The following is a 26,375-nucleotide window of genomic DNA, read 5'->3' as shown; positions in this document are numbered from 1 at the left end:
CAAAAAATTGAACTTTCTGTTATCTATGTTAATACTTCCTTATAAAGTTTACCTTATTTTCAGGATTGGCTTCTATGACCAAGACAGCGCTAATGATTCGCCAGCAAATCAATCTTGGGTTTGTAATCGTCTTGGTATTGGCCCTGGCTGTTATTGTTGCCGTTGTCGAAATGAAGGTAAAACCTGATTTAATCTCCCAGCAGCAACAGCAGATCTCGGTCAATCAAGCGGGGCTGTCTGACTTACTTACCGCTCGACTGGGTCAAATTGAACTGCTGACAAGTACGTTAGCCCTGGCTGCCTCAGAACTCCCTAAAGATGAAGATTTATTCAAACAGCTTTTCCCATCCATTATTGATAACCACGGCGACTCGGCTATTTCCGGCGGCGGTATCTGGCCCGAACCCAACGCCTTTACCGACGGTGTTCAACGTCGTAGCTTTTTCTGGGGGCGCACCGACAATGGCATAGAATATCTGGATGACTATAACGTACCCGGTGGCTCTGGTTATCACAATGAGAGTTGGTATCAGGCAGGAAAAGGAGCGCCTTCAGACAGCTGTACCTGGTCAGAAGCTTACATCGACCCTTTTACTCAAACACCTATGGTAACTTGTACTATTCCTATTCAGGAAAACAATCGCTTCGCCGGGGTTGCTACAGTGGACATGATGCTTGACGGCATTACTGAGATATTTGAACAGTACGGAAAGAACAATGAGGGTTATGTCTTTACAATTGATTCCACGGGCCAAATGATTAGCTTTCCACAATCTTCAGTTCAGATTGTAAAAGATGACGACTCGCTAATGACAGCCAATGAACTGGCGAATAAAGCGACATGGCTAGAAGATACCCTCAATACTGCCGTCAACCTTAAGGGAACCGAAACAATCGAACTGGAAGAAGACGCTATTTTAGATGAAGCCGCACACGTTGACCTGATAAAGCATCCGCAAACTGGCTGGACAATTGGATTAATTGTACCAAAAGACAAAATGACCTCAGTGGCTCAGGATATGGGACTTTTCCTGATGCTGGCTATTGGCGCTCTGCTATTGGCCGTTGGCATTCTGGCGGCATTCTTTTTCCGTAACCTACTGGCAAAAATTCAGCAAACGACCAAACAGATTCAAGGGCTTATCAGCGGCGGTACCGCTCAGGCTCTTGACGTTGGTACCATGAACGAAATAGGCGAACTGCGACAGGCAGTAAATGCTTATGGCAATAAGCTGAAGTCGATACTCGACGAAATTCATAATGAATCGAACAATCTGGTTCATGATGCCGACAAATTGAAGATATTCAGTAATGAGTTTCTGGATAAAGCCAACAGCCTGAGTGATGAAAACCATACGCTGGCGGCGGCAACTGAAGAGCTGGGTGCCAGCTCACAGGATGTCGCTAACTTTGCCGATGAGACCAAAGTTACCGTTGAAAGAATTCATCAGGATGTACTCAATAGTGGTCAGGAAATGGCGCGCGCAACAACGACCATGCAAACTCTGGCCAAAGCCATAGCGGACGCGCAGCGGAACATTCTGAAACTGGATGAGAATAGCAAACAGGCTAACGGCATGTTGAGTGTGATTCGTGATATTTCTGAGCAAACGAATCTATTAGCGCTAAACGCCGCAATTGAAGCCGCTCGTGCCGGAGAAAGTGGTCGGGGTTTCGCGGTTGTTGCCGATGAAGTCCGCAACCTGGCGGCAAAAAGCCAAAGCTCAGCCGTAGAAATAGAAGCCGTACTTAATCAGTTGCAATTAGGCTCCAAAGAGTCGGTCGCTTCCATGGAGCACGGGCAGAACCAAACTAAGAATGCCGTTGAGTCGACGGAATCCACGTCGGCACACTTGCAGCAAGTGGTTGAGGCCTTCTCTCAAATAACCGAAAAAGCCACCCAGATAGCCGAGGCTTCTGCCGAACAACAAAAAGTGTCGAACGAATTAAGCCAGTTTGTTAATCGTCTGCAAGCACTTACAGCCAGTAATGCCGATGATTCAAATCACTTAAGTCAAATGAGCGAAAAGATTGATGCCATTGCCAAGAGGTTAAATGCAATGAATTAGAGAAAAACCTCCTGACGTCATTGCATCCTCTTATTGCTCGCACTCCGACGATACCCAGGAAGCCTCGCGATAGGTCGTTACTGAGCTATCGTTAGTGGTTGTAACCTCACTGGAATAATGTTCGTTGCTGTGCACCGTAATCAATGCATCGACTTCCGTAGTACGCCCACCGGCTTCGCACGACGCCGCAACTTCAATTTTATCTCCGTCCCGGGAGATATCCATATCCTGACACCCGGTCTCATTCCAACGTTTGCGCATAGTAGCGACCATATCGCTACCTTCCTCAGCTGTGAGACACTCCTGCGAGCTTTGTTCTCGCGTAAGCTGCTTAGGAATACCCTCTCCTTCCATTGAAGAAGTAATTTCCCATACCCCCGGTTTCAGGTCATTCGCCAAAACTGAGAATGAGCAGGCTAGAAGCAGCATGCCTGATAGTAAAATCCGTGACATAATTTTCTCCTTTAAGTGGGCGCGCACGCCCGTTAGTCATTTTTTGGATAAAGCTTAGAGTATTTAGACTAACTTGCATGCATCACACCAGCTTTAGGTACAAAAATTACATTTATTTACACTCACTATTTCATTCGGGTTACGCTTACAGAGAAAAAACGCTAATATGAACAAAATCGCATCATCACCACATGCAAGGGAAGACACATGAAAAGCGCAACCCGAAGCAGACCACAAAGTATCCACTCCTGGGTTGCTCAGGAACTGGGTTCTCGAATCGTGGGTGGCGTCTATTTGCCTGGTCAGTATATCCCGAATGAAAATGACATTGGTGCAGAGCTGGGTGTATCGCGCACAGCATTACGTGAAGCCTTTAAGCTGTTAACCGCTAAAGGGCTAATCGAATCCCGTCCGAAACTGGGCACGAGAGTCCGTCCGCGTAAAAACTGGAATATGTTTGACGCGGAAGTTTTGCGCTGGTGTTTTAGCAGCAACCCAGACACGAAGTTTTACATGTCGCTGTATGAAATGCGGGAAATTATTGAGCCTAATGCAGCCAGTCTGGCAGCTATGCACCGTACTGACGAGCAGTTAGCCGCATTAACTGAAGCTTACCAGGCAATGGAAGAGGCTCAAATTGGTACTGACGCTGTGTACAAAAGCGACTTAGAGTTTCACTTAGCTTTACTGGAAGCCACTAATAACGAATTTATGGCGTCGTTAGGTGTAACCATTGAAACTGCTCTGGAAAATTCATTTCGTTTAAGCAGTGCTATAGCGGAAGAATATGTCGATTCACTACCCGGTCATAAAGCAGTGTTCATGGCCATTAAAGAGCAGAGCCCGGTAGTCGCCCGTGAAGAAATGCAGACGCTTTTAGTCAACGCCAGACATGCTCTGGAGCACACACTGGCGGAACTGCACAAAACACCGGTTTAAGACAACGATAATCTGTTCAATTTTAATAACGCCATTTATTCACGCACATTTGCATTGGGCGTGCGTTACTCGTTTTAATTTAGATTACGGAATAAGTCAGACTACAACAAAAAAGCTACCAATTATTGGTAGCTTTTTTGCTCAACTGCATACAGCTTTTAAATTCAAAGCCAGTCGGTAAGAGTGTATCCCTCACGAATAAGCGTTTTTAATGGCGGAAATAACGGCTGCGGAAGCGTATTCCAGTCAAACCAGTCCCAACCCTCGCACTTATCAGGCTCCAGAGTTTTAGCTTCTCCGTTCAAAGGCTCCGCCAGCGCAAAAATGGTTACATAGTGCTTATTATCTGCCTGGAACACGTTGTTGGTGAAAGGCCCGTTCCGAACAGTTGTGAGTTCCAGCCCGGTTTCTTCCAGAACTTCACGTCGTGCACAGTCTTCAATCGACTCGCCAAATTCAAGATGTCCGCCTGGCGCAGACCAGGTACCAGCGCCGTGAGCGCCTTTCCTTTTACCCAGAAGTACACGACCATTTCGAATGATAAGAACACCCACTCCAACCTGCGGTGAAGACATAAATAAAACCTCCTTGTAGTTAATACGTTAGCTCGCCTTTATTCTTTCCAGAATAAATCAGCAGCGTCTTTCTCTCTTGCCATCGCCTGCATGTCCGGCATAACTTGCTTCCCCACAAATACGAATACATCCTCGTATACTGCGTTAACGACGTTCCAGCTTAATTCCGATTCACCGGCCAAAGCATATGGATGAAAACAAACCACTCTATCAGTAATTTTATTCGCAACTATTTCCAACCCCGCAAAATTACCGTTATCTTCACGGCGAGCAAAAACATAAACCTTTCCTGTGCCAGCTCCTCCTCCCCCAACACCTTCGGTAATAAATTCGTATTGGGAGTTCCTGTCCAACAAGGTCCAGGGAGCAAAGTTATGCAGGTTTTGGCTCATAAACCATCGCAAAGAGTTAGGTAGTTTTTCATCCATTTTGAAGTGTGTCATTACAATCCCTTGTGCGTTTAATGAGATAGTTGAACTTGTTTATATTATCGATACTTCAGGCACTTTGGGGAAGGTTTGCTTTATCTTTACAACTTATCAGAAAGGCTAGTTGATGGGCAAAAACATAGAGAATAGCCTGCCGGAAACTATTCCGACAGGCTTTTTAAAACATTATTTACCAGGGAGTTCAAACCGATATTCATGACGCGCCAGCGGTTTTTCAACGTCTACCTGGTAAGTTTCTACCAATACCTGTCCGTCATCAAAAATACTGAACACACGGAACATTGGCGTGTGACGGGTTTCGTCCGGTATTTTTGTGCGTTCCAGTGCGGGCATATGTAAATAATGAACACCGTCAATTTGCTTAGAGTGGTTAACTCGTTCCATATCCATATGCAAGTCGCCTGACAGCACTGCTGCTAAATTCGGTTGCGCAACAATGTCTTTAAACCCTTCATGCGTCACGCCTTTATCTGCATTTTCAGGGTACACACCCGTTTGTGCACCGTGAACAACAAGCAGTACAGGTTTCGGAGCCAAACGCTCTATTTGCTCCTTCATCCAGGCAATGCCCTCGTCGCCAAAATCCCGACCGAAATCCGGCGAAGCGAACACCAAAGCAACGGAGTCGCGCTCCAGAACATAGCTCGGTTTCTCTATAGAGATTTTACCGTCATTCCACAAGTTCGCATATTTCAGGTAGCGCTCTACAGTAGAGCCATGCTCTTCGTTGCCCATAATAGGATAGAACGGCAGGCTCAGGCGTTGCAGCACCCGCGTCACATTTTCGTATTGAATCAACGTGCCTTTGTGCGCAATATCACCCACGCCGACAACAAAATCCATAGTGCCGTTTTCCGCCAATTTGTTTACATCATCAACCGCGGCTGACACACCCGGGAATTCCGCTTTAGGCTTAGGCTCTGCATCGCCTAGCACGGCAAACCTCAATACCAGATTATCATTGGAATGAGAGGACTCGGCACCAAAAGCGCTCGTTAAGGTCAGGCATACTAGCAGGGAAATAACAGATAAGACTCGGATCACGGACATATAGCGAAGCTCAATTGTTGTGGTTGAATCACGGGGGCGGATGCTATCGAATGAATGTGTCAGTGGCATGACGATTTAATGACAGAGAGTACACTGATACCGCAGTCGAATCGCTAAAATCAGCTTTTACTAACTAACGAATTTAGACATCGCGCAGCTCTGCGATTGATCACTGCCTTCAAGACCTGCTTTAACTCCTGCTCTATTTCGTTCTGGCAAGTTTTGGCTCGCTTTCAATTTACCGGTCAGGGTTTCAATTTCTATCTCTATACCAACAATAGCCTTAACTAAGCGGTCAGTGAAATCATGAGGAGCATCATCTACCTGCCAGGGTTCTTTCATTCCTGACTCATGCTGGTCTGTTAGTTTCGTTAAATGCTGTTTCAGCCAAGTTGCATCCTCAACAATTCTCGCTTTCCCTGCCGCATGCACAGCCAGATAATTCCAGGTTGGTACAACTCGCCCTGATTCTGCTTTAGAGGGATACCACGAGGGAGAAACATATCCGTCCGGCCCCTGGAAAACAGCAAGAACTTGGCCTCCATTTTTAAGACGCTGCCATACCGGGTTATTACGTGCCACGTGACACTGAAGCGTTCCTAGAGATTCGCCTTCTTCGCGACTTAAATGAAAAGGAAGGTGGTTTGCCTCAATGCCATCTTCATCGGCAACAATTAATATGCCAAAACCGTAATCGCGAATATATTGGTGCAACTTTGCGTTGTCATCTTCCTCGAAATGCTTTGGTACGTACATTCTTAGGGTTCCAAATTAGTTTAAGCAATAACTTCTAAACCTTTTTTTTCAGCAATAGAAAGCATTTTAAGCGCCGCTCCGCGTGGCTTACTGTCGCCCTGCTCCCACTTCTTAACCAGTTTATCGCTGACATTCAAATATTGTGCGAATACGGGCTGTGATAACTTATATTTCAGTCTAAGAGCTCTAACCTGTTCAGCGGAAAACTCATGGACAGTAGTCAAGCACAACGCATCAAACTTGCGCATCGTTGTCTTATCTATCACACCCGAGTTTTTCAAACCCTTAGCCGTTTTATGAACAGACTTTAAAATATCACTCATAAATCACCTACCTCAATAAGCTCACCCTCATTGACAAGCTTACATAACCGCTTTTCATCAAAGCTGATGAACATTCTAGCTAGCTCTTTTAAAGCAACCTTCTCTTTAGAACTGATATTAGTCTTTTTATTTTTCGCAAATACATAGAGAAAAAAGTACTTGTTACCTATAACAGCACCAACAATTGTTCTATATCCGCCGCGTTTTCCTTTATTGCTATAGGCAATACGCTTTTTATAAACATTACCGCCTAAGTCTGCATCAATAAGGCCTTTACTCATTTCCTTGCAAGCATTAATCAGATCTTCGTCAGACATTGCTTCTTTTTTCATTAAAAAAGCAAATTCCTTTGTCTTATAAATCAAAGTATACTCCGTTAGGGTATATTTTAAAAGCATGCAAACACTCTAAACTAAACATAGCGATCTAGACAGCATGGAACGCGGACTTTTATGTCTGTGAAGAGAGTTTTTTTGTGTACGTATTGGCAAGGGTCAGCTCTGCAGCGTTAGTCAGGTTCTTAGCTGGACGGAAGGTAATCATAATAACTTCCCATGTTTAAGTTACCTTGTATAACCATTCTTCCGTCAAATATTTTGTTTCTACCAGAGCTCTTGCCGCGGATAATTCTTGCGGTAAATAGTCGTCGACCTGGGTTTGATAAGCCTGGGTAAACTGATTCATAAAAGCATCAATAATGGCGGTTCTGGTTAAGCCTGTCTGGCTACGCATAGGGTCAACTCGTTTATTGGCACTGGTAATGCCTTTATCCGAGAGTTTCTCACGGCCAGTACGTAATACCTGTAGCATTTTATTGGCGTCGATATCATAAGCGAGAGTCGCATGATGCACGACAACACCATTGGCAAAGCGTTTTTGTGCTGCTCCGCCTATTTTGCCTTGCGCAGAAGCTATATCATTTAGCGGTTTATAGTAGGCTTTGATACCAACCTCAGCTAACGCAGCCAAAACCCAGGCATCTAAAAACTCATAAGACTTTTCAATGCTCATACCATCGACTAATGAGGTGGGTACCGTTAATGAATAAGTAATGCAATTACCGGGTTCCATGAACATAGCGCCACCACCTGTCGCCCGGCGCACAACTTGCACATTGGCCTCTTTCGCAGCGGCCATATCCACTTCATTTTTTACTGACTGAAAAGAACCAATCACCACCACAGAATCGTCCCAGTCCCAAAAACGTAATGTTGGGCCTCGTAAACCTTTGGCAACTGAATCGGCTATCACTTCGTCTAACGCGGCATGTTCTGCTGCGGGCAGTGTTACTGGTGGAATAAGAGTGAACTGATGATCTAACCAACTGCTAGCCTTACCTAAAGCACGTCGTACAGCGGTAGCAACAGCTTCGGCGGAAAAACCGAACATCATTACGTCTTCATCAAGTGCTTCATCAATTGCGGCAGCCAGCGTTTTATGGCTTGATGTCTCGGGTAGTCCGGTTAAAGCCTCATTGATTAAGTTTAGCGCAGAGTCAGGTTCTAAGAAAAAGTCGCCTGAAATACTGACCTCACTCAGGCAGCCCTCTTCTAAATTAACATCAGCAACGACTAGCTTACCGCCTGGTACTTTATATTCTCCGTGCATGACTTCTCCCAATTAATTCATTTCAGAATATTAACCCACCCAAGCTCCAGCAGCACATAGCCACCTTTTAGGCGAGTTTATTTATGCTGGCCTGATTTTCTATAATGCACACGATACAAGATCGCGAGCGCCAGACAAATAACGGCTGGTACTAACAACGCCTGGAACTGTAATAACATGAACAGATAGGCGCCGGATGTTCCTCCGGTAACAAAGCCGGCAATGATTAATCCAAACAATACCGCTTTTCTTTTATCGAAAGCTTTGCCGCGCATAACCGACCCAAACATAATGCCTAAGTCAGTAAAAATACCGGTGAGGTGCGTAGTCCGTACAATGGCACCGCTGTACGTCGTTGCCAGGGCATTCTGCATACCGCAGGCTAATGATGCGGTGAAATGACCGTAAAATGATCCTTCAGACAGTAAGTAAAACGAAGCAAATATCAGCAGTGATTCAGCTGCGAGAGCAATGTCGTAACGACGGCTTAACTTTAGCTGTGTGCCGTGCTATAGATATCCAGACAGACCGGCACCGACAAAAAACGAGAACAACACACCGGCCAAATGCAGCACCTCATCGAAAGAGCCCGACAGCATACTGGTACCAAACAAAGTGGCAGTACCTGAAACATGAGAAACCGCCTGGTGCTCAAAACCAAGCAAGCCAATAGCGTTTATGCAGCCAGCTATAAACGCCAGCACAAACGCGCCATACTCAATCCATTTAGGTAATTTAGATATCAATGCTGATTACTCAAGAATCCATCCCCTCTCCAAACATCACCACCCTGTTTCTGCCTTCGCGCTTACCTTCATACAACATGTTATCCGCGCGTGTTATGAGGACGTCGAGGTCATCCTCTTCACCATGTGCTGCCGCAATACCTATGGTCACGCTCAGGCACAGCTCACTTAATTCAGCGGTTAATGGCAGTGCTTCAACGTTCTCTTTCAGACGCTCGGCTATGGTTTGCGCTTCGCTGGGGCTGGTATGCGGCAGGCCTACGACGAACTCTTCACCACCAAAGCGCCCTATAACATCAGTGGGTCGCAGCGACTGTTCGCAAACCTCGGCTATTTTGGTCAAAATTAAATCTCCGCGAGTATGGCCCCAGGTATCATTAATGCGCTTAAAATGGTCTACGTCGATCATAAAGAGGCAAAACGGCGTTTTTTCCAACTGAGCTCGTTGCAATAACGCTTCGGCCCGCTTCATAAAATGGCTTCGGCTATCCAGCCCCGTCAAAGCGTCCCGCTCAGCCACCATGCGCAATTGCGCTTCCAATGATTTTCGATGCTTTATTTCCTTGAGCAGATCACGGTTTTGCTCACGCTCATCCTGAAGTAGCGCAAATTGCTTGCGCTGCAGAAACTCTATACGTAATAAAGCACAGTAGCCCACAATATTGGCCATAATCAGCAAAAGACTAACGCGAAGCACATTCTCTGAAGGAATTCCGGCATAAACTGCCGCTGCAGACAAAAATCCGACGGTTAAATAGAGGCTCGCTAACGCTGCCACTGTGAGCAGGTTTGGAATGAGAAGATAGAAAGCCATTATCGCAACCACCACTGCGGTTATCTGGGTGGAAATACTTTCCGGGCGCAACGGAACAATGAGAATAATGCCCGTTGCCAGAATCCATAGCGGCAAACTATGCAGCCAGGCGTTACGGGAATAACCACCCCAGCGCCCGATAGCGAAAGCCAGCACAAGACAAGAGCTCACCACGGCTATACGCATAGTAAGCAACCAATAAAACTCGCGGGTTAACCCCAGCAAGTTGTAATCGGTAATGCCAAACATGGCAACAACCACCGACACCAGAGGCAATGCAAGACGGGACTCGAAACGTACCCGCGCTTTAATGGAGTCGTGATACCGGGACTCTTTGCTGGAATCGAAAAACTGCCCCGTCAGCCAATGTATGTCGTATTGTTTTTGTTCTTGTGACAACGTCTTTCCCTGCCTAAACGGTAATTTTGTACATCCGGTATCTTCTAATTCTGACCTTTTATGCACCGTTTTGCAGTACTTTTTTACGCTCTCCTACACCTCAAACCCAAAAAACAACTTCATGTACTGAAAGAACCCGGGGTTAGCGTAATTCAGCAAAGGTTCTCGACTCACTTTTCGTCCGTGCAGATACAAACAAGGAATGCGTGAACGGTAGGAATTTAGGTTTGAGTGGTTCTGAATTGTAGGTTAGAGCATTCAATTGCCTGCCAGGTTACATACTAATCTTTTAACGCCTGAATTGATTTTTTGGTGTCACTAAGGTTCTCAGCCAACGCGTCGAGTAGCTCCTGATACTCCGCCGACTTTTCGCCCAGTTTGGTGCTATTTACCAAAGATGCCAGCTCTTCATCTTCCTGCAGGCACTTATCCAAAATAGCGGTTTTAGAATCCGCAGAGAAAAACTGAGTGAGTTCCCCTTCAATTATTTGCATCAGCTCTTTATCAGGGTCGGGTTTAGCCGGCAGCTCGCCGAGATCCTTAACGATATTTTCAAACGGCTCAATAAAGGAGGCTCTTTCACTGGCAATGCTATCAAGCTCGTTAGCAAGGTTATCATCTTCAACCACCTTCGCTATTTCACGGTAGTAATCCTTTGTCTCAATGACTAACTTCAGCATTTCCATGCTATCGGCCTGATTATCTGTGCGTAATATAGACATATTATTCCTTGTTTTTATTTGGCACTGGCATATCGCCAACAATAACTTCAATCGCCTTTGGGATCACTTCAAACTCAGCCGGAGTATCGGTTTTAAACTCGCCGTCGGCCTGAATCTGTTTGGGTCTGGAAGTTTTAATACTAATTTCCCGGGCTTTTTTACAGACCACGCGCTCTGCCTTTCCTAAATTACCGTGACGGAAATTTACCCCCAGCAATAGCAACCGCCACCACCGTATTGGCTTCAAACAAAATAAATTCAGTTGTCCATCCAGCAACGTGGAGTCATCATCGACAATATTCCCTCCACCATAAAAGCGACCATTACCCACCGCCAGGTGAATAGCTCTTACTGAGCCTTCCCAATCATCTGCTTTTATAGCGACTTTAAAACTTTTATTGCGTTTAACTACGCTGGTAAAAGCTCCCAGATAAGCAAACACACCGAAATATTTCTTCATTTCTGATGTCAGCTCGCGGGTTACCTCTACGCCTAAGCCAACATGAGCAACATTCACAAAGTAACTATCGTTCACCTTAGCCAGGTTTATGCGTTCCCGCTTGTCGTCAATGATAGCCTGTGCGGCTGCGACTACGTCCTGTGGAAGCCCTAACGAACGCGCGAAATCATTCGCCGTACCCATAGGTAAAATGGCTAAGGTTTGTTTGCTTTTATAAACCGGTTCCAACGCAGCACTGATAGTTCCATCGCCACCGGCAACAATAACTACACCTTCTTTCTCACGGTGATTTTCAATGCAGGAAGCCATGTGATATGCACTTTCAGTGACGCAAACCTCTACCTCAATGCTTGAGTTTCTGAGCAAATCAATAGCTTCTGTTAGCACCTCAGAGTGACCATTCCGACTCTTCGGATTCACCACTAACAATGCATGTTGCAATGACTTACCTCTTCCTATTAAGCGCTGCTTCCAATATAAGCGGTTTGTTCAAAGGCTGCAAAGTACTGACAGAATATTTTAAATCGACTCATATGAGCCGTTTTCAGTTTCTTGTACAAGGATCATGAAATCAATGTACAGCGAGACCACTTCATCTTGCTCATTGACTCCCCAAAATGCGGGATAAGCGCCATCGCCAAAACCGCTGGTACAAATAACGCAGTCATCTTGCCCTGTCATTGATAACAGCTCTGTTTTCCCCTCCAGGCTCCATTCGTTAAAGAGCTTTTCTTTTCTCAAATGGCTTAGTTCCACAAGGTTCGCAACATCGAATATAGCCAAGTTTCCAGCGTCGACACCATAAACTCCATTACCGCTCGGTGTATTCGCCGCGTACCATTTTACTGCCTGCTCGCTTTCACTTAGCTTTACCCGAATACCAGCGACTCGATCATGAGTGGTTACCGTTTCAACAAGATACTCGCCCGGCGTTACCCTCCGTTGCAGCGGTTCAAACCGGTAAATATCGTAGCCAAAATCTAGAATCCCGAGAATGCCCGAGCTAATTTGGAGCTTGCCGACCTCTTTCAGTTTTGTCTCTCCTTCATCTAAATGCGGGATTGTGACACGCCGGTTTTGCTGAAAAAGAGTCTGTTCATTAAGGTTTAAATTCTCTTGTCTATTCATAAACGGAGCAGCGGAGCTCGACATAGCAAGAATATCAGCATGTTGTTCAGGGGCAATAACCGGGCTTTTGGGAGGATGAAAAAGAGTATGTATCCGCGTTATTTTCCAGTCTTTTTCTGCATCTAACTTGAGCTCGTAGGCATGATAATTTGAAGGCCTACCCTCATCTTGGTGCAGCTCGGTAAGCAGCTGAGCCAAGTCGCCTTGAATATCACATTCAATGATTTTTTCGTTATTCGGGTCGTAGTCAGCGGGCCCAAACGAATTGTCAGACCCTGAACCACTACCGACAAGGAAGTGAGCTTTATCGACAGCGGACATAAGATCACGCCAGTAGCCAAAATCAAACCCCTGACCGTTATTCTTTTCAGTCTCGCTTTTTGCCTCGGCTTGCAACCATTGTTCATACCAATGGGAAATAAACGACTTAACCCTCTCTTCAGGTGAATTCATTGGCTCGTCGTAACTACTCTGCTTCCCGACAACATTATTTGAATTCTGCATGTTTGATTTTGAACTCCAATTTCATCTGGCATCTTGTCTTAACGCTTTCTTAACTTTTACTTTCCACTACGCTATGTGAATATACATACTTACATTTTGTTTCGAAAGGATTTTGAAATGCCAACAAAGCTTTTTGGTCTTATTTTAATGAGTACAGTTTTAATCGGTTGCAACGACTCCGATTCAGAAACGGAAGTTAAAGAGACTCAGGTTCAGAGCAATGAAAGCCCTGCTGAACAGACGAATGCCGAGCCAGAAACCCGTACGATTAAAGTATCCGGCAAGGTTATATTTGAAGAGGGAGTCGGCAACGTGGAAGTCTGCGCCGATTTAAAAAGAACCCTCGCATGCAACTCAAAAGATCCTAAAACCACAACCAACCCCGACGGCAGTTACGAGCTCAGTTGGGAGTCCGAAGCTCCTCATCTAGGTTACAACTTAGTCGCATCCTGGCCCAGAGAGGACCCTTTACCTAAAATTACAGAAACAATGGCTCCGTATTGGGAAACCGTAGCCGTTGGAGCCCGCGACATCTACGACGGTGTTATCAACCCGCTGACCACAGCGGAACTTTCAGTAGAGCACGCGATGAGTATGCGAGATTACACCGATCAGGAACTGCAGGAAGGCCTCGACGAATTACGTGAAATTTATGCGGACATCTATGATTTGCCAGCTAACGAAGTTTATACCAAAGTAACTGAATCAGGCCGGTACGCGGACACAATGGCGATACAAAGCAGACTTGGCAGTCACACTATCGGTTTAGTCACTGACCCTTTAGCGCCAGCTCACGTAGCACGTAAGCTTAAAGACGAGATGCTGGATAAAGTCGACGCAGAAAACACCTCTGTTCAGCGGTACTTTATACGGAACTCCAAAGACATCAAAAAGCGAGTCCGCGAAACACTGATTGAACTTGGCTATCTGACTGAAAGTTAACGAAATGACGCTGCGCGGCTTTGGAGTGCATTCAAAGCCGCAACGAAGAACCACTGCACCACTTATTTGTAATGCCCATTAACCTACAGCGATGCCTCGGGCATTTCACCATGCCAACACTCAAGCGCAACAATCACCTGCTCATCACCATCACTGATATACAGCTGACCATCGCTTATCATTACGCCCCAGTGTGTTGAGCGATGTAATTTTTCAGCAATTTCCGCTAGCTCATTTTGCGGTAAAACAAACACATTCACGTTGGTTAAATGGGCAAACTTCGGTAGCACTTTTTCTCGCCACAAACGCGCATTGCCATACACAACTACAGACATCCTTGGTGCACGCCGACTGGCTTTGATAACCCGCGCAGCATCCGGTAGGCCAACATCAATCCAATGCTGAATTTCACCGGTGAGATCAATTTCCCAGAGTGCCGCTTCATCGGTATCGGATAACCCCCGGCCAAAGGCTAAATGCGGATGATAGAACATCGCATAAGCCAGTACTCGTGAGGCTAAACGCTGCTCTGTCTCGGATGGATGGCGTGCAACAGTAAATTTCACACTCTCGTAAACACCGCGATCAGTATCTGATATATCCAGTGAGATTTTATAAGGAGTTGCCTGTAATGCCATTTGGGTACCTAAGTGTTTCCATTTTCATGTTAATTATTTAAGCCATTGATTATAGGAGTATGAATGCCCATAAACTGCTTATGCTGAATACGATACCAACGGTTAAGCCAAACATAAGATACCAGTACGGTATAACCAATGCTTCTGTACCATTCTTCACTTCAGGTGACTTTGACACAAGATAAGAGCCGTACGCCCAGCCAAAAATATTATGCGCGACGTAAAGAGAAGGGATTAATATTTGGAGCTGTGAGAACTCTAGCGTAAAAACAGCAATAATAGAGGCAATAACCCATAAAAACTCAATAGTGGTTGTAAACGACTGTATTTTGTTTGTCCAGCAAACGCCTCTGGCTTTATATAAAACAACACCATCAACAATTACAGCCATTCCTACAAAGACGCTGACTAAAAAGTACAGCTCCATCATTTTTTAAACTCTCCTAACGCCCACCATGCCTGAGATCTTTAGCTGCTTGTTTATCGGTTCAAGAAAAGCGACAAGGTTGAAGCGAAGCCCTGCTTAGCCTTGTTATAAACTGACATTTTTACGCACATAGTTCCACGCACTAACGGCACACGCCGCACCGCATAGACCATAAAAACTAAGAAAAGCGGCTGATTGAAGGCCGAACGGTGTGCCAAACATTAACACTGGCGTGAGAGCACCCAATATAGCCCCAGAAACTAAATAAATCATAAAATAGGCATATTCTGAAAGCTGAGAATTCTGGCGAAGCTTAATTAATGGATACGCCAAAGCAAGGCACCAAAAAAGTGCGATAGGAAATGCCATTACACCAAATATTGTTGCTGCACCGCCAAACGCTGGCAGGCTAACTAAAATGAGTAGCATAGCCCCTACAAAAGCGGCTTGAATACTAGATATTATTACATGCTTCCACATTGCATTGCCTTTAGGTCATAGTTGGCCGACCATTCCGACAATATACGTTTGTGATAACCCTTCTTATGTGTGCTCATTGCTATACCACTTGTTAATTTTCAACTGCCGCTACTAACTTGCCGTCTATTGAAAGACTTCCGGCGCGAATTAAAATATCTCCAAACCAAACTGAACCATAAAATTTATTGTCCAGATACAATTCTTTGTTATAGCGACCAATAATTTCCAATTTGTGCTGATTTGATTGCGCGCCAAAAATAACAGTGTGCCGTAGTGGTGATGGTGACGTTTTACCTACCGTTGAAATTGGCAGCAACTCTTCACTGTATGGCTCTATGATTCTGATGGTTAGCCCGGGGTGATTCACATTGTATTCAACCCAGTCGCCCACTCTCTTGCCCGCATCTGCGCCTGTAAATCCAATCATGTTGGCGCAACCCGTTACAAAAAAAGCAATGCTTAAAATGCTCAATTTTAAAAACTTTTTCATAGAACCCTCTTAAAAACTAACGCCCCGCATAAACTGCGGCTAACACTTAGCTAAAATTAGCGAAGAATGAACACCAGCCAACTGTTAGGCCACCCTTTTGATGCGATTGTTATTTTCGCTTTTGTACAGTTTCGGCTCGCTCTTCAAATACAAAACCTAAAGTGTCAGCTATGGTGCCTACTGCAATTATCCCTTTAAGTGCCATTTCTTGATCGATACTGATATAGAGCTCCAGGTTATTTCCAAATGAACCTAGTCGATCATTGATTTCACCGTCATTAAAAACTCTAATAAATTTTCTACAGGGAGCAGATTTAAGGTTACTTGAATCCGTGCATTCTTGCGCATCTATCGCGAGCTTTTCGTAGCTATTAACTAATGCTTCAAGTTCTTCCTTGTTATCTATAGCATTTGCCATTGTGTTTAAGCTGAATGCAAAACAAGTTAAGGCAAATAATAAAGCTTTTGTTTTCAAACTGTTTCTCCAGAAATATAGCGGCCTACATAAACAACCGAGTGAAACGGGAACCGGGCAACCGAAGGGGGACGAATTTAATGGTTTTGTTGCGTATTTCCGTCATCTCAAGCTCCAAGCAGAGGACGGTGTTTCAAGCTATGGTACTTCAGCGCCATTTGAAGACAATGGCCTAGGGGCCCATCTTTGATATCGGCGTCCAGAGGTACAACGATCGCTCGTTTACCCTCATATTCAAACTCATCTCGATATATTTCCCTAAAGGTTTCGATCAATTTAGTCTGACAATGAAAATATACCTTTATAGAATCCGGACTCTTTGGCTTCCAATCCAAGCGAATCGCAGTGCCGCCTTTTACCAGGTAGCTGGCCTCGCCCCACTTAAGAGCTTCTTCAACTGTATCCAAATCGTTTTCTTCTGCGACGTCAAGAATGAGCTGACGAACGGCTATAAGCTGCTTCTTCGCCTTGTCAGGGTATGTCGAAAATTTATCCCTTATTTCAGGCTTCACGGAGCCTCCAGTTTCAATACACGTAACGCCGCGCACACGAGCGACTGGCCGCTAGTACAACACATTGTTAGGCAGTCTTACGACCTAGAATTGACCATTGCTGCCAAACACCTAAAGCAAAAAGCCCACCAATAGACAAACAGATACCTGAGCTAATTAACCAAAACGTTGGGCTATTTTCTGGGAACATTGGCATTAACCCTACAAAGAAAACACCACGCAGTAAGAATATTCCGGCAATAAGAATTAACGCTAACTTTGTAAAAGGCAAACGCTTAATGGCCCCCGCGCCCGATAAACCGTAAAACGCCTAAATTTAGCGCGGAAAGCCGCGCAGCGGGTTGATGTCGCAGCCAGCGCCTTTTGCCGGCGATAAGACTTGTTTGTTGGCACTCTTTGCTTCTACTTCTTAACTGCACGGCTTGGTTCATGCCCATTGTACCGAGGTAGTTCTGCATCAATATCATCCCAGTTTGCGCTAGAAGATACAAAATTGTGCGATATCGGCCTCTCCACAATATCAGTATCTAAAATGCCTAACCGTAAGCGTAATAGTTCTGGTGATTCGTCGTTACTGCTAAAAATTGGCGATGCACAGACGCTACAGAAATGCCGTTTCTTGCCAGGAGCAATTTCATAATAATTAATTTGCTCCTCGCCAGTTTTAATTAGGAGACCCGCTTTAGCTACAAAACCATTTGTCGCGTATGCAGTGCCACTGCTTTTTCTACACATTGAGCAATGGCAGTAAATAATTGAATCAATACCACCATGTACTTCTATTGTTACAGCACCGCACAAACAGCTACCCTGATACATTTTATTTCCTTATGTTAAATAGCCGCGCGTGCCAGGCCTTGTTAAATTTTTATAGCGCCATATGCAACAGCGGATATGGCTTACCCTGGCCATCGACTGGTGACCGATCTCTCACTTTAAAGCCAATATGCTGATAAAAACCCACCGCCTGTTCATTCTGCTCGTTTACATCGACCTTAGATGCTCCCAGCTCTTCGATAGCATGGGCCGCCAACATGGCACCAATGCCTTTCCCTCGTGCACCAGGTGAGATGAACAACATCTCAATATTACCGTCATGTACTCCACTGAATCCCTGAATTTCACCGTTACCGCTTTTAGCGCACCTTAAATCAACTGCGCCAAAATACTGCTCCAGAATTAACGGCTTTAACTCCTGTAGATCATCTTCAGCCAGAAAATCATGCGTTGCCCTGACCGACGCTTCCCAGATTTCTATCAGCTTAAGGTAATCTGCTTTTTCTACGATCTCAATATTCATCACTAAACCCGATTGAAAATTTAACACCATAATGTGGGGTGCGCGTTTAGCGCATCCCACACAATTAACTTGTTAGGCATATTGTAACTTAGCAAATTAGGGGTTAAAAATTATTTTTCTGCTTCTGCGATAACTTCAAAGTTGTGAATATTGGGTAGAACACCGTTTTCCCAGCCTCCCACAACAAGGTCGTCAGCTTGAGCGTTGAGTGCGGCAGCAACTTTGCCGGCAAAATGAGCTTCTCTGCCACTTTCATCAGTAAAGGTATCAAAAATGCCAAACGTGTTATCGTTTAATTTAAGTGCTGTCCATAACAACGTCTTTGGCTCTGTTTGCTCGATAACAGAAGCTGCCCCTGTTAATAACTCCTCTAGTGCTTGCTCTTTGCCTGCTTGTGCGTTAAGCACAATATAAGTCGCTTGAGTTGCGCTTAGCGAATTTTCACTCGGTTCTTTGTATGATAAGACAGCAGAATCAGTGATATTAGCGACAACGCCTTTATCTCAGCCTTGGGCAACTAAGATGTCTGCATTCTCATTTAATGCAGCAGCCACTTGCCCAACGAAATGCTCTTCTCTACCGGCTGCATTTGGGAAAAAATCAAAAATACCAAAACTACCGTCTGTTTTTTTAAGTGCATACCAATATAAGGTATTAGGCTCAGTTTGAGTGACGAGCTTTGCGCCTTCAGTCAGAAAATTAGCTAGGTTTTTGTCCTGCTCAGATTTAGCTGTAAATGGAATATAAGTTGCTTCTTTCATGGTTGGCTCCTGGTGTAGTGTGTTTTGAGCATGTGATAGTGATGCATTGGTTAAAATAAAAAGCGATGTTGCTAAATAAACTGTCGCGCTACGCATTAGGTTCGGTACTTTCATCTTTTTGTCCTCATGTTTGAATTGAAGCACAATTCTATGCCTTAAAATCACTTGACCCGCATAGGCAAAAAAGACACTATACGTGCAATATTTGCCAAACACAGATAAACCTTAATTTATGACGACAATTGTGATTCTAGCTATTGAAGGCGTACTACCATCAGCCCTAATGGGCATAAATGATATGATGGCATTAAGCGGTTTGAACTTTTTTCAAAAATCTGAAGATAGCGATTCTGGCAATGTAGACTGGAATCCAACCGTCAAATTGGCGAGCCATGATGGAAAGCCTATCACAGATGGACACGGACGAGCTTTTGAGGCTGACTCTGATCTTGGTTCCATTGATCACTGCGATGCTATTTTAGTACCTGGCTTCATCCCCAATGGAGAAGGCTGCCCACCACAAATTATGACCAACTCGAAGACGCAATCTTGGTTGCGCGCGCGCTACCAACAAGGCGCACTGGTATGCGGTTCATGCAGTGGCGTATTTGCGCTCGGTGAAGCAGGGGTTCTGAATGGTAAGCGATGCACCACCACATGGTGGTTACATGATGAATTAAAACAACGATTCCCTAGAGCAAGTGCAGAGTGGGCCAGCGAATTAATTGATGATAGAGGGATTATTACTGCGGGTGGCCCACTGTCTTGGGTAACGATTACACTCCATATAGTCAAAAAGCTAGCGGGTGCCGAAACCGCAAAAGTAGTCGCTGATTTTTCAGTGGTTGATGCAATACCTAAGTCTCAAAATTTGTATGTACCAGAAGGTTATCAAACTTCAAAAAACTCATTTTTAGCAAAAGCAGAGTAAGCGTCGCATAAACCACACAACCGGCCAAGATAATTGTCGCTGAGAGGCTTTCGGTGCCACCCGAACGGGTTGCTTAGTCGTTCAGGTGGGTCAGTTTTACATTGTCGGTTAATCCGTCCTGGATATTCCAGGGCAGCAGTGGGTCGATGTCATCACCGTCGTTGAGCAACGGCAGTTGCTCGAACAACCGCATGAGATAGTCGACCGGCATCAGGCCGTTGGCTTTGGCGGTTTCGACCATGCTGTACAAGATGGCGCTGGCCTGCGCACCGCCGCGTGAGTTTGAGAACAGCCAGGCTTTGCGACCGATAACGAACGGTTTTATTGCGCGCTCGGCGCGGTTGTTATCGATATTAACGTGGCCGTCATGCAGGTAAACCTGCAGTTTGCCCCATTGTTTGAGCGTGTAATGGATGGCTTTGCCAAGCAGTGACTGCGGGTTGACCTGCAGTGCCGACTTATCCAGCCAGGTTTTTAGCTTGTCCATCACAGGTTGTGCTAAGGCGGTACGTTTTTCCTGCTTTTGCGCCGGGCTGTCGTCTTTGATTTTCTGCTCAACACCGTACAGTTTTTGGATAAAGCTCAGCGCCTGGTCGGCTTTACCGCTTTTACCTTTACCTTGTACGGTTTTGGCCTCAATGAACTTACGACGGGCATGCGCCCAGCAACCGGCCAGCTGGGCACGGGTTTGCTCGTAGCCCTGATAGCCGTCCACCTGCAGTGGACCGCAATAGTCAGCTAAAAACGCAGCGGGGTGGGCGCCACCGCGCCCGTCCTGATAATCATACAGCACGATGTTCGGTGATTTATCCGGCCTCGGTTTATCGGTGCCACAGCCGTAAACCCACATATAGCATTTGGATTTATCCACATCGAGTACGTTTAAGGTCGTCTCGTCAGCCCATAAAGCCGGCTGTTTTAGCAGGATGTCGCGCATACGCTGATAAAGCGGTCGCAGTTTGTCGCTGACGGTTAACATCCAGCGACTCATGGTCTGGCGACTCAGCTCGATGCCGTATTGTTTAAACATCGCTTCCTGACGATACAGCGGCAACCCGAACTGGAACTTGGCGCTGATGATTTGCGCCAGCAAGCTCGGCGTTGCGATGCTCTTCGGCAGTATGCTCGGTTTAACCGGTGCGATTTTGACAACGGTTTGGGTGCCGTGCTTTTCGCACGCGCGGCAGCTGTATTTCGGACGTACATGACGCAGCACTTTAATGCTTGCCGGAATAAATTCCAGCTCTTCGCTGGTTTCCTCGCCCATGCGGTGTAAGTCATGGCCACAACAGTCACAGACTTTGTCTTCGTCCGGGATATCGTGCAACACCTCTTCGCGCGGCAATGATTCATCAATGCGCGGACGGCGGGGCTTCTTGCGGGTGGTGGTAACGGTTTGATCTGCGGCGACTTCGTCAGCCGTCGGCTCAAGGGCCTCTTCAAGCTCGTTAAACAACTCGCCCTGACCGGGCAGTCCTTCGCTGCTGGCACCGAAGCGTTTTTGCAACGACAGTTGCCATTGCTCCATCATATAACGGATTTTCTGTTGCCAACGTTGCTCTTCCAGAGCCATTTCTGTCTGGAGTTTTTCGCGTTCAGATTGCAACTCGAGAACCATTTTTTGCAGGCTCTCAACATCATCCGGTAGTGTGTTGGCATCGCTCGTTTTCATGGGGCCTATTATACCCCAAAAGCACCGTCTAAGCCGTTGTTTTAGCGGATTTACTTAGACCAATTCGTGATCGTAAAACGGTTTTTATGCAGGATCCTTATAAGCCGTTTTCGATCAGATGGTGGCACTAAAATGCAATGGCTGATGGCCTTTCATCAGCGTGATATCGAGGCCTTCGAGCAACCACTGCCATTGCTGTGCGCTTAAATTAAGCACATCACCGGAGAGTTTTATCGGCCATTTAAACTTATTCTTTTCCAGGCGTTTATACCAAAGACAAAAACCGGTTTTGTCCCAGTAAAGCGCCCGGACTTTATCGCGCTGACGGTTGCAGAACACAAACACAGCGCCGCTGAACGGCGAACGGTCCATCTCGGCTTCGACAATGGCGCTGAGGCCATTGATGCTCTTGCGAAAGTCGACCGGCTGCTTATACAGATAAATGGCCGGCGGCTCGACGAACATCTTCATACGCTAAGGGCTTTTACCAGCTCGGCCACCCAGCGGGGTGACACCGACATCGGCAATACTAACTGCGCGTCGCCCACGCGAACCTGCACGGCCGCTGTGGATGCCGGCGACGACTCAGTCGCCACCCGTGCAAAACCGGTACTCTCGGTTTCCTGCTGCAACTGACGGCGGCGCTGACTGAAGTAGTCCGGATTAATACCTTGAGCTTCACAAAACGCTTTGCGGCTTAGCCCGCTGTGCTCAAACTCATCAATTAGCGCCTGCCACTGCGCTTTAGAGCGGTATGCTCGACTCATAAATCACCTCGTTGGTTAGAACGTGGCGATAAATTAGGCTATCTGCAAAGTGGTGACTAGGCGTGGTTTATGCGACGCTTACAAAGCAGAATACGCCATTCGTAAGGCGCACTATCAAACGATGAATGCTAAAGACTTATCCAAAATCATGGCCGTTTCTGAGCGCACATTAAACCGGAGGCTAAAAGAGCTAACAGGTGAAACACCCAAAGCCTTTATTGATGGAGTTCGAATAAGCCATGCATGTACATTATTGGTCACTACCAACAAATCGGTAAAAGAGATCGCTTTCTCTCTAGGTTATTCAGACGATAGTGTATTTCGTCGCCTCTTCAAACAAAAAATGAAAATGACCCCTTCGAATTATCAGCAGCTAAGGAAGCAATAATTAAAACTAAGCTTTCTGCCTAACGCCGCAAACATCGGTGGCAAAAGCGAAGCTTTTGACATCCGAATGCTTTGCCTTGTTAGGCTTGAAGTTTGCGAATAAATTGATAATCTTTAAACCAATCTTTGCATCCTGTTGAAACATGTCTTGTACGATTAAGCTCCAGCTTGAACTGTTCGTTGTTAGTGGTGTTTGATAGCATTTCAATAAATTGAGGTACACTAAAGAACCGACAATTAAAAAATGGATTGCTCCCATCACAGTATAAACTAGAGAAAATATCAGTTCGATATTGGTTGTGAAGCTCAGTAAGGTGTTTATTTATTTTTTTATCTTCTTCTACATTGCCGCTATCAATCTTAGCGTTTATTAGGCTGCCAAGGACTTGGTGTATAAATGAACCATCTTGTATACCAAAAAAGCCAAATAAGGATAATGCTACACGCTCAACCGCTCTGCCTGATAATTCTATTATTGATCCATCATCAAATTCAATTTTCCCATTGCGCCTTAGCATATACTCATGACATCCTGTTTGAGCCAGCGCATGAAGAAAGGACTGCGACAAGTCGATTATCGACTTTAATGTATCACCAGACCTTGCATCAGAAGTAAGAGTTTTTCTCTTCAGTTCAACAATTATAATTGTATCATCGGTTTCGATAATGAAATCACACTCACGTTTTTGGCTTTGAATACACAGCTCTTTCGATACAAATTTCGGAATTTTATACTCTTTGTTTGAGTGAAACTTAACTCCGCTTCGAGTAAATAGCTTTTCAACTAATTCTTCTGATATTTTACCTATTAAGTTTCCATCTGCTCCATTCCTTTTGCACAACTCTAGCAAGCAGCTATAAAACCCATAATTTCCTATAATGGGGTTTACATATAAGAATTTACCATCAATTTTGACAAAAGGTTTTTCAAAATAATTTCGCTTATAAATTTCATTTGGCCTCAAATATGAAGCATTGATTTCATCTGTCTCGAATGACATAAAAATCAACGCTTCCTCAACATCTTTCACAAGATATTTATAGTTTAAGCCCTGAACAGCCTCATCGACAGTGAATACTAATGGTTCATAATTTTTTGATTTATACGACACCCATTTTAATAAATCCATGTAAATTATTAAGTTGACATTTAGAGGATTTATTAATGAAGAAGTAAACATACCCTCAATCATTTCAATAATGTGATCTGACTTTACTTGATCTATTGAGAAGTATTGATCATAAAGAATGTGCTTTTGTATGGCAGATAATATAGTGTCATGCCTGTGATTTGTGTCGCTGAACTTATTGAATGTTTGCAAATTTTTAATACAGAAATAATGTTTTGATAGCTCAATGCATTCAAGAAATATTTTATCAGGTCTTTTGACTTTCTTAACATTATGCAAGTTAGCCAAACTTACATTAAACAAGTACCCCCACGGTATGTCAGCACTATAATTTAAAGAAATAGAAGGTTCTGGGCGTAAGAAATACCGTTTAGCATCATTATCATAATGACGCGCAATACAATTAAGAGTTAAGTAAATGGAATGATAGCCAAGCTTTTTAAATCTATAGCTAATCGCTGATAATAATCTATTTTCAGAGCCCTCACTAAGAACAATATTCCCAGATTCAATCGTAGTTTTAAACCCCTTTTTGTTTAAGAAAACAATCGATTTTGAAATTAATTTCTTTTCATTGTAAAGAGATGAATAAGACTTATTGTCATGATTATAATTGGAAAGACATAGGTATGCCTCTAAATAGTCTCTCACCAAGACCCATGCATCTAGAGATGCCGAATAAGATTCCAGGCGATTTATAACGTATCTGATCAATCCAACAAATGTAAATGCATGCTTGCATTCAACCTCACCTGATGAGAAGTATCGTAGCGCTAAATGATCTTGTACTTTCTCAAAATCGATCTGACTAAGACCATCACCATATAGTGTGCTTTTTATTTTGTTCTTTAAAAATTCCTGTACTTCATGGGTAGTTTTTTGAGTTTTAAAATCATATCCAAATGATTCAGCTACATGTATGAAGTTATCATATCTGTCAAAGTTCATTGACCAATTATTTTCATTGCTTTCTAAAAATTCTAATACAGATTCCATTGTTCAACCCTGAGGAAGCCTAACGCCCGCAGCACGCGCGGCTTTGTAATGAAGGCGTAGCCGCAATGAAAAAGCCGTCGCTGTGCCTGCGATTGTTAACTTTTTTCTCGGTCAGCAATTTGTTGAACGCCTTTACTGACTGAGACAAATGATTTATTGAGAGCCTTAAACTCTTTTACCAAGTTTGGCCCGTACCCGTGTTCTGCGGATTCGCTACGCTCAAATGTCCGTACATCGAGAGACGATGTTGCGCTCAACCGTCTCGAGTAAAATCTCGGCTTTCCCACCGCATAATACTGGGCCTCAACTTGTATCGGTTCATCACCGATATATTTGTATAGTCCGCCATATTGCCCCCAAGTTAGCGTGATTTGCTGCCCTGGTGCTAAAAATGGAATGCCAGTGACGATGGGGCCAACCTCCATAGACTCGGGCATTTTCTCTGGCACCTCTATGCTGAAAGCTTCGTAAGGAAGTGGCCTAGTCGGTTTAAATTTTATGTTGTGCGCAGCACCATTACCGATGTTCTTGATAATCAGGTTTACAATGGAAGGCCGTTTAATATCAGGATCGGCATAGACGATAACGACCGGATCAGTTGATGACCGAAAGACAGCGTATGTGACCACTGCAGACGTTGTTGCAATCAAGGCCATAAAGACCGAAATCCAGTTACCAACATCCATCTCGTTGTGACCTCCAAGAAGTTAACGCCGTGCTTTGCGGCTGGTTTGGAGCGCAGCGGAAAACCAGTCCGACAACAGCACCTTGTTAGCTGCTTTATATTTGAGGCTTAAGATTGCCACTTTTTAAAGCCTCGATTGCTGATAAGCGCCCCTCGAACTCTGAATCACTGAGCATGCCCTTACGGAATAAGGAGCGCAAATAATCTTCTGCGTTTGTTGCTTGTTTACGGGTATTACACTTATGGCACGAAGCCACAATGTTCTTATAGCTGTTACTGCCGCCATTTAATTGAGAAACGACATGATCAAGTTCGCAATTTTCTGGCGCGATGTCAGAGAGACAATAAAAGCACTGGCCTTTTTCTCTTGAGACTAACTCTGTTACAAATTCTCGATTTTTGAAGAAATCGATTTCTTCGATATTTCTTTCCTTTTCTAGCTCAACCGCTGGTTTGATGCCTAACTCGGAGGGCAACAATACTTTTACGCTATGCCCTTTTCGAGTTTGATCTAACTCGATAACACCTTTTTCACCGAGGCCGCGAATAGTTTTACGTGACTGAAAATCAGAACAGCTTAATGCAGAAGATATGGTTGACAGTGGTATAACGGCTGTCTCAAGCCCCCTTAATCTTGTTTGATTTAGAAGGTACAAGTACAGCCCTCTCTCCCATATATCGAACTGATAGTGTGGGATAAGAAGGTCTTCAATGTCAGTGTGTATTTTTATCCAGTCCAAATCTCGATTCCTATTTGGCAGCTAACGCCCGCAGCACGCGCGGCTTT

General features: G+C 44.7%; 34 protein-coding genes and 1 pseudogene. 5 read left to right on the top strand and 30 right to left on the bottom strand.

Features of this window, described 5'->3' with window-relative positions:
- Positions 1–74: 74 nt before the first annotated feature.
- Positions 75–2,069: a methyl-accepting chemotaxis protein gene (locus B2U97_RS08835; protein ID WP_272990671.1), complete on the top strand. Its 1,995-nt coding sequence runs from the start codon at positions 75–77 to the stop codon at positions 2,067–2,069.
- A gap of 30 nt (positions 2,070–2,099) precedes the next feature.
- Here the strand turns inward: B2U97_RS08835 and B2U97_RS08830 are convergent, their stop codons facing one another.
- Positions 2,100–2,522 carry a DUF3617 domain-containing protein gene (locus B2U97_RS08830; RefSeq protein WP_034818817.1) on the bottom strand — a complete coding sequence of 141 codons (423 nt, stop codon included), beginning with the start codon at positions 2,520–2,522 and terminating at the stop codon, positions 2,100–2,102.
- A gap of 207 nt (positions 2,523–2,729) precedes the next feature.
- On the opposite strand from B2U97_RS08830, the gene B2U97_RS08825 reads away from it, so the two are divergent.
- Positions 2,730–3,461 (top strand): FadR/GntR family transcriptional regulator, encoded by a 732-nt coding sequence (locus B2U97_RS08825; RefSeq protein WP_011233568.1) that lies wholly within the window; start codon positions 2,730–2,732, stop codon positions 3,459–3,461.
- Positions 3,462–3,625: 164 nt separating this feature from the next.
- Here the strand turns inward: B2U97_RS08825 and B2U97_RS08820 are convergent, their stop codons facing one another.
- From B2U97_RS08820 to B2U97_RS08765, 12 genes and pseudogenes are all read right to left on the bottom strand, one after another.
- A complete protein-coding gene (locus B2U97_RS08820; protein ID WP_011233567.1) occupies positions 3,626–4,036 on the bottom strand; it encodes a nucleotide triphosphate diphosphatase NUDT15 in 411 nt (136 codons plus the stop codon).
- Between the two features lie 38 nt (positions 4,037–4,074).
- Complete coding sequence (locus B2U97_RS08815; protein ID WP_110014194.1) at positions 4,075–4,479, bottom strand: hypothetical protein; 405 nt, start codon at positions 4,477–4,479, stop codon at positions 4,075–4,077.
- 171 nt (positions 4,480–4,650) lie between these two features.
- Positions 4,651–5,535 carry a metallophosphoesterase family protein gene (locus B2U97_RS08810; RefSeq protein WP_286830433.1) on the bottom strand — a complete coding sequence of 295 codons (885 nt, stop codon included), beginning with the start codon at positions 5,533–5,535 and terminating at the stop codon, positions 4,651–4,653.
- Between the two features lie 129 nt (positions 5,536–5,664).
- Entirely contained in the window at positions 5,665–6,291 is a 627-nt protein-coding gene (locus B2U97_RS08805; RefSeq protein WP_272990683.1) for an FMN-binding negative transcriptional regulator, read from the bottom strand.
- 20 nt (positions 6,292–6,311) lie between these two features.
- Complete coding sequence (locus B2U97_RS08800; RefSeq protein ID WP_011233564.1) at positions 6,312–6,614, bottom strand: helix-turn-helix domain-containing protein; 303 nt, start codon at positions 6,612–6,614, stop codon at positions 6,312–6,314.
- Complete coding sequence (locus B2U97_RS08795; RefSeq protein ID WP_286823738.1) at positions 6,611–7,012, bottom strand: type II toxin-antitoxin system RelE/ParE family toxin; 402 nt, start codon at positions 7,010–7,012, stop codon at positions 6,611–6,613. Before B2U97_RS08795 ends, B2U97_RS08800 begins: the two co-directional genes overlap by 4 nt.
- Before the next feature lie 160 nt (positions 7,013–7,172).
- Complete coding sequence (locus tag B2U97_RS08790) at positions 7,173–8,222, bottom strand: lipoate--protein ligase family protein (protein ID WP_011233562.1); 1,050 nt, start codon at positions 8,220–8,222, stop codon at positions 7,173–7,175.
- Between the two features lie 77 nt (positions 8,223–8,299).
- A pseudogene (locus B2U97_RS08785) lies at positions 8,300–8,968 on the bottom strand (YoaK family protein).
- 10 nt (positions 8,969–8,978) lie between these two features.
- Positions 8,979–10,181, bottom strand: coding sequence for a diguanylate cyclase (locus tag B2U97_RS08780; protein ID WP_286823734.1), 1,203 nt, complete (start codon positions 10,179–10,181; stop codon positions 8,979–8,981).
- Positions 10,182–10,462: 281 nt separating this feature from the next.
- The gene (locus B2U97_RS08775; protein ID WP_114982089.1) at positions 10,463–10,903 is read right to left on the bottom strand and encodes a hypothetical protein; all 441 of its coding nucleotides are present in this window, start codon (positions 10,901–10,903) and stop codon (positions 10,463–10,465) included.
- A 1-nt stretch (position 10,904) separates the two neighbouring features.
- Positions 10,905–11,804: a lipid kinase gene (locus B2U97_RS08770; protein WP_034818844.1), complete on the bottom strand. Its 900-nt coding sequence runs from the start codon at positions 11,802–11,804 to the stop codon at positions 10,905–10,907.
- Between the two features lie 78 nt (positions 11,805–11,882).
- A complete protein-coding gene (locus B2U97_RS08765) occupies positions 11,883–12,995 on the bottom strand; it encodes a DUF4241 domain-containing protein (protein ID WP_286830431.1) in 1,113 nt (370 codons plus the stop codon).
- Between the two features lie 117 nt (positions 12,996–13,112).
- Here B2U97_RS08765 and B2U97_RS08760 point away from each other — a divergent pair, with 117 nt between their 5' ends.
- A complete protein-coding gene (locus tag B2U97_RS08760) occupies positions 13,113–13,937 on the top strand; it encodes a hypothetical protein (RefSeq protein ID WP_110014205.1) in 825 nt (274 codons plus the stop codon).
- An 83-nt stretch (positions 13,938–14,020) separates the two neighbouring features.
- On the opposite strand, the gene B2U97_RS08755 is transcribed toward B2U97_RS08760, so the two are convergent.
- The 11 genes from B2U97_RS08755 to B2U97_RS08705 all read right to left on the bottom strand — a co-directional run bounded on the left by B2U97_RS08755 (position 14,021) and on the right by B2U97_RS08705 (position 19,020).
- On the bottom strand, positions 14,021–14,575 hold the full coding sequence (locus B2U97_RS08755; protein ID WP_110014206.1) for a YaeQ family protein: 555 nt from the start codon (positions 14,573–14,575) through the stop codon (positions 14,021–14,023).
- Positions 14,576–14,624: 49 nt separating this feature from the next.
- Positions 14,625–15,005: a hypothetical protein gene (locus tag B2U97_RS08750; RefSeq protein WP_034818865.1), complete on the bottom strand. Its 381-nt coding sequence runs from the start codon at positions 15,003–15,005 to the stop codon at positions 14,625–14,627.
- Positions 15,006–15,107: 102 nt separating this feature from the next.
- On the bottom strand, positions 15,108–15,482 hold the full coding sequence (locus B2U97_RS08745) for a hypothetical protein (protein WP_034818867.1): 375 nt from the start codon (positions 15,480–15,482) through the stop codon (positions 15,108–15,110).
- Positions 15,483–15,573: 91 nt separating this feature from the next.
- A complete protein-coding gene (locus tag B2U97_RS08740; RefSeq protein WP_034818869.1) occupies positions 15,574–15,972 on the bottom strand; it encodes a hypothetical protein in 399 nt (132 codons plus the stop codon).
- A 109-nt stretch (positions 15,973–16,081) separates the two neighbouring features.
- Positions 16,082–16,447 carry a hypothetical protein gene (locus B2U97_RS08735; protein ID WP_034818871.1) on the bottom strand — a complete coding sequence of 122 codons (366 nt, stop codon included), beginning with the start codon at positions 16,445–16,447 and terminating at the stop codon, positions 16,082–16,084.
- A 107-nt stretch (positions 16,448–16,554) separates the two neighbouring features.
- A complete protein-coding gene (locus B2U97_RS08730; protein ID WP_110014207.1) occupies positions 16,555–16,959 on the bottom strand; it encodes a DUF1801 domain-containing protein in 405 nt (134 codons plus the stop codon).
- 67 nt (positions 16,960–17,026) lie between these two features.
- A complete protein-coding gene (locus B2U97_RS08725) occupies positions 17,027–17,230 on the bottom strand; it encodes a hypothetical protein (RefSeq protein ID WP_227016364.1) in 204 nt (67 codons plus the stop codon).
- 131 nt (positions 17,231–17,361) lie between these two features.
- Complete coding sequence (locus tag B2U97_RS08720) at positions 17,362–17,778, bottom strand: GFA family protein (RefSeq protein ID WP_034818878.1); 417 nt, start codon at positions 17,776–17,778, stop codon at positions 17,362–17,364.
- Positions 17,779–17,827: 49 nt separating this feature from the next.
- Positions 17,828–18,259: an acetyltransferase gene (locus B2U97_RS08715; RefSeq protein ID WP_286822840.1), complete on the bottom strand. Its 432-nt coding sequence runs from the start codon at positions 18,257–18,259 to the stop codon at positions 17,828–17,830.
- A 110-nt stretch (positions 18,260–18,369) separates the two neighbouring features.
- The gene (locus B2U97_RS08710; RefSeq protein WP_286822837.1) at positions 18,370–18,666 is read right to left on the bottom strand and encodes a putative quinol monooxygenase; all 297 of its coding nucleotides are present in this window, start codon (positions 18,664–18,666) and stop codon (positions 18,370–18,372) included.
- Positions 18,667–18,762: 96 nt separating this feature from the next.
- Complete coding sequence (locus B2U97_RS08705) at positions 18,763–19,020, bottom strand: antibiotic biosynthesis monooxygenase (RefSeq protein WP_286822836.1); 258 nt, start codon at positions 19,018–19,020, stop codon at positions 18,763–18,765.
- 232 nt (positions 19,021–19,252) lie between these two features.
- On the opposite strand from B2U97_RS08705, the gene B2U97_RS08700 reads away from it, so the two are divergent.
- A complete protein-coding gene (locus tag B2U97_RS08700; RefSeq protein WP_286822835.1) occupies positions 19,253–19,951 on the top strand; it encodes a DJ-1/PfpI family protein in 699 nt (232 codons plus the stop codon).
- Positions 19,952–20,024: 73 nt separating this feature from the next.
- Here B2U97_RS08700 and tnpC read toward each other — a convergent pair whose 3' ends face one another.
- From tnpC to tnpA, 3 genes are all read right to left on the bottom strand, one after another.
- Positions 20,025–21,623, bottom strand: coding sequence for an IS66 family transposase (gene tnpC, locus B2U97_RS08695; protein ID WP_286822834.1), 1,599 nt, complete (start codon positions 21,621–21,623; stop codon positions 20,025–20,027).
- A gap of 114 nt (positions 21,624–21,737) precedes the next feature.
- Complete coding sequence (gene tnpB / locus B2U97_RS08690; RefSeq protein WP_286822833.1) at positions 21,738–22,094, bottom strand: IS66 family insertion sequence element accessory protein TnpB; 357 nt, start codon at positions 22,092–22,094, stop codon at positions 21,738–21,740.
- On the bottom strand, positions 22,091–22,390 hold the full coding sequence (gene tnpA / locus B2U97_RS08685; RefSeq protein WP_286822832.1) for an IS66 family insertion sequence element accessory protein TnpA: 300 nt from the start codon (positions 22,388–22,390) through the stop codon (positions 22,091–22,093). The genes tnpB and tnpA overlap by 4 nt, the downstream gene beginning before the upstream one ends.
- Positions 22,391–22,511: 121 nt before the next feature.
- On the opposite strand from tnpA, the gene B2U97_RS08680 reads away from it, so the two are divergent.
- Positions 22,512–22,778 carry a helix-turn-helix transcriptional regulator gene (locus B2U97_RS08680; protein WP_339612636.1) on the top strand — a complete coding sequence of 89 codons (267 nt, stop codon included), beginning with the start codon at positions 22,512–22,514 and terminating at the stop codon, positions 22,776–22,778.
- 79 nt (positions 22,779–22,857) lie between these two features.
- Here the strand turns inward: B2U97_RS08680 and B2U97_RS08675 are convergent, their stop codons facing one another.
- From B2U97_RS08675 to B2U97_RS08665, 3 genes are all read right to left on the bottom strand, one after another.
- Positions 22,858–24,903 carry a hypothetical protein gene (locus tag B2U97_RS08675; protein WP_286830429.1) on the bottom strand — a complete coding sequence of 682 codons (2,046 nt, stop codon included), beginning with the start codon at positions 24,901–24,903 and terminating at the stop codon, positions 22,858–22,860.
- A gap of 95 nt (positions 24,904–24,998) precedes the next feature.
- Positions 24,999–25,589, bottom strand: coding sequence for a hypothetical protein (locus B2U97_RS08670; RefSeq protein ID WP_272989366.1), 591 nt, complete (start codon positions 25,587–25,589; stop codon positions 24,999–25,001).
- 94 nt (positions 25,590–25,683) lie between these two features.
- Positions 25,684–26,328, bottom strand: a complete 645-nt coding sequence (locus B2U97_RS08665) for an HNH endonuclease (protein ID WP_272989364.1) — start codon at positions 26,326–26,328, stop codon at positions 25,684–25,686.
- Positions 26,329–26,375 lie beyond the last annotated feature (47 nt).

The sequence above is a fragment of the Idiomarina sp. UBA3176 genome, assembly GCF_002364295.1.
Classification (GTDB): Bacteria; Pseudomonadota; Gammaproteobacteria; order Enterobacterales; family Alteromonadaceae; genus Idiomarina; species Idiomarina loihiensis.
Note: the sequence above shows the minus strand (reverse complement) of the source record. Positions and strands in the feature narration are given on the sequence as shown.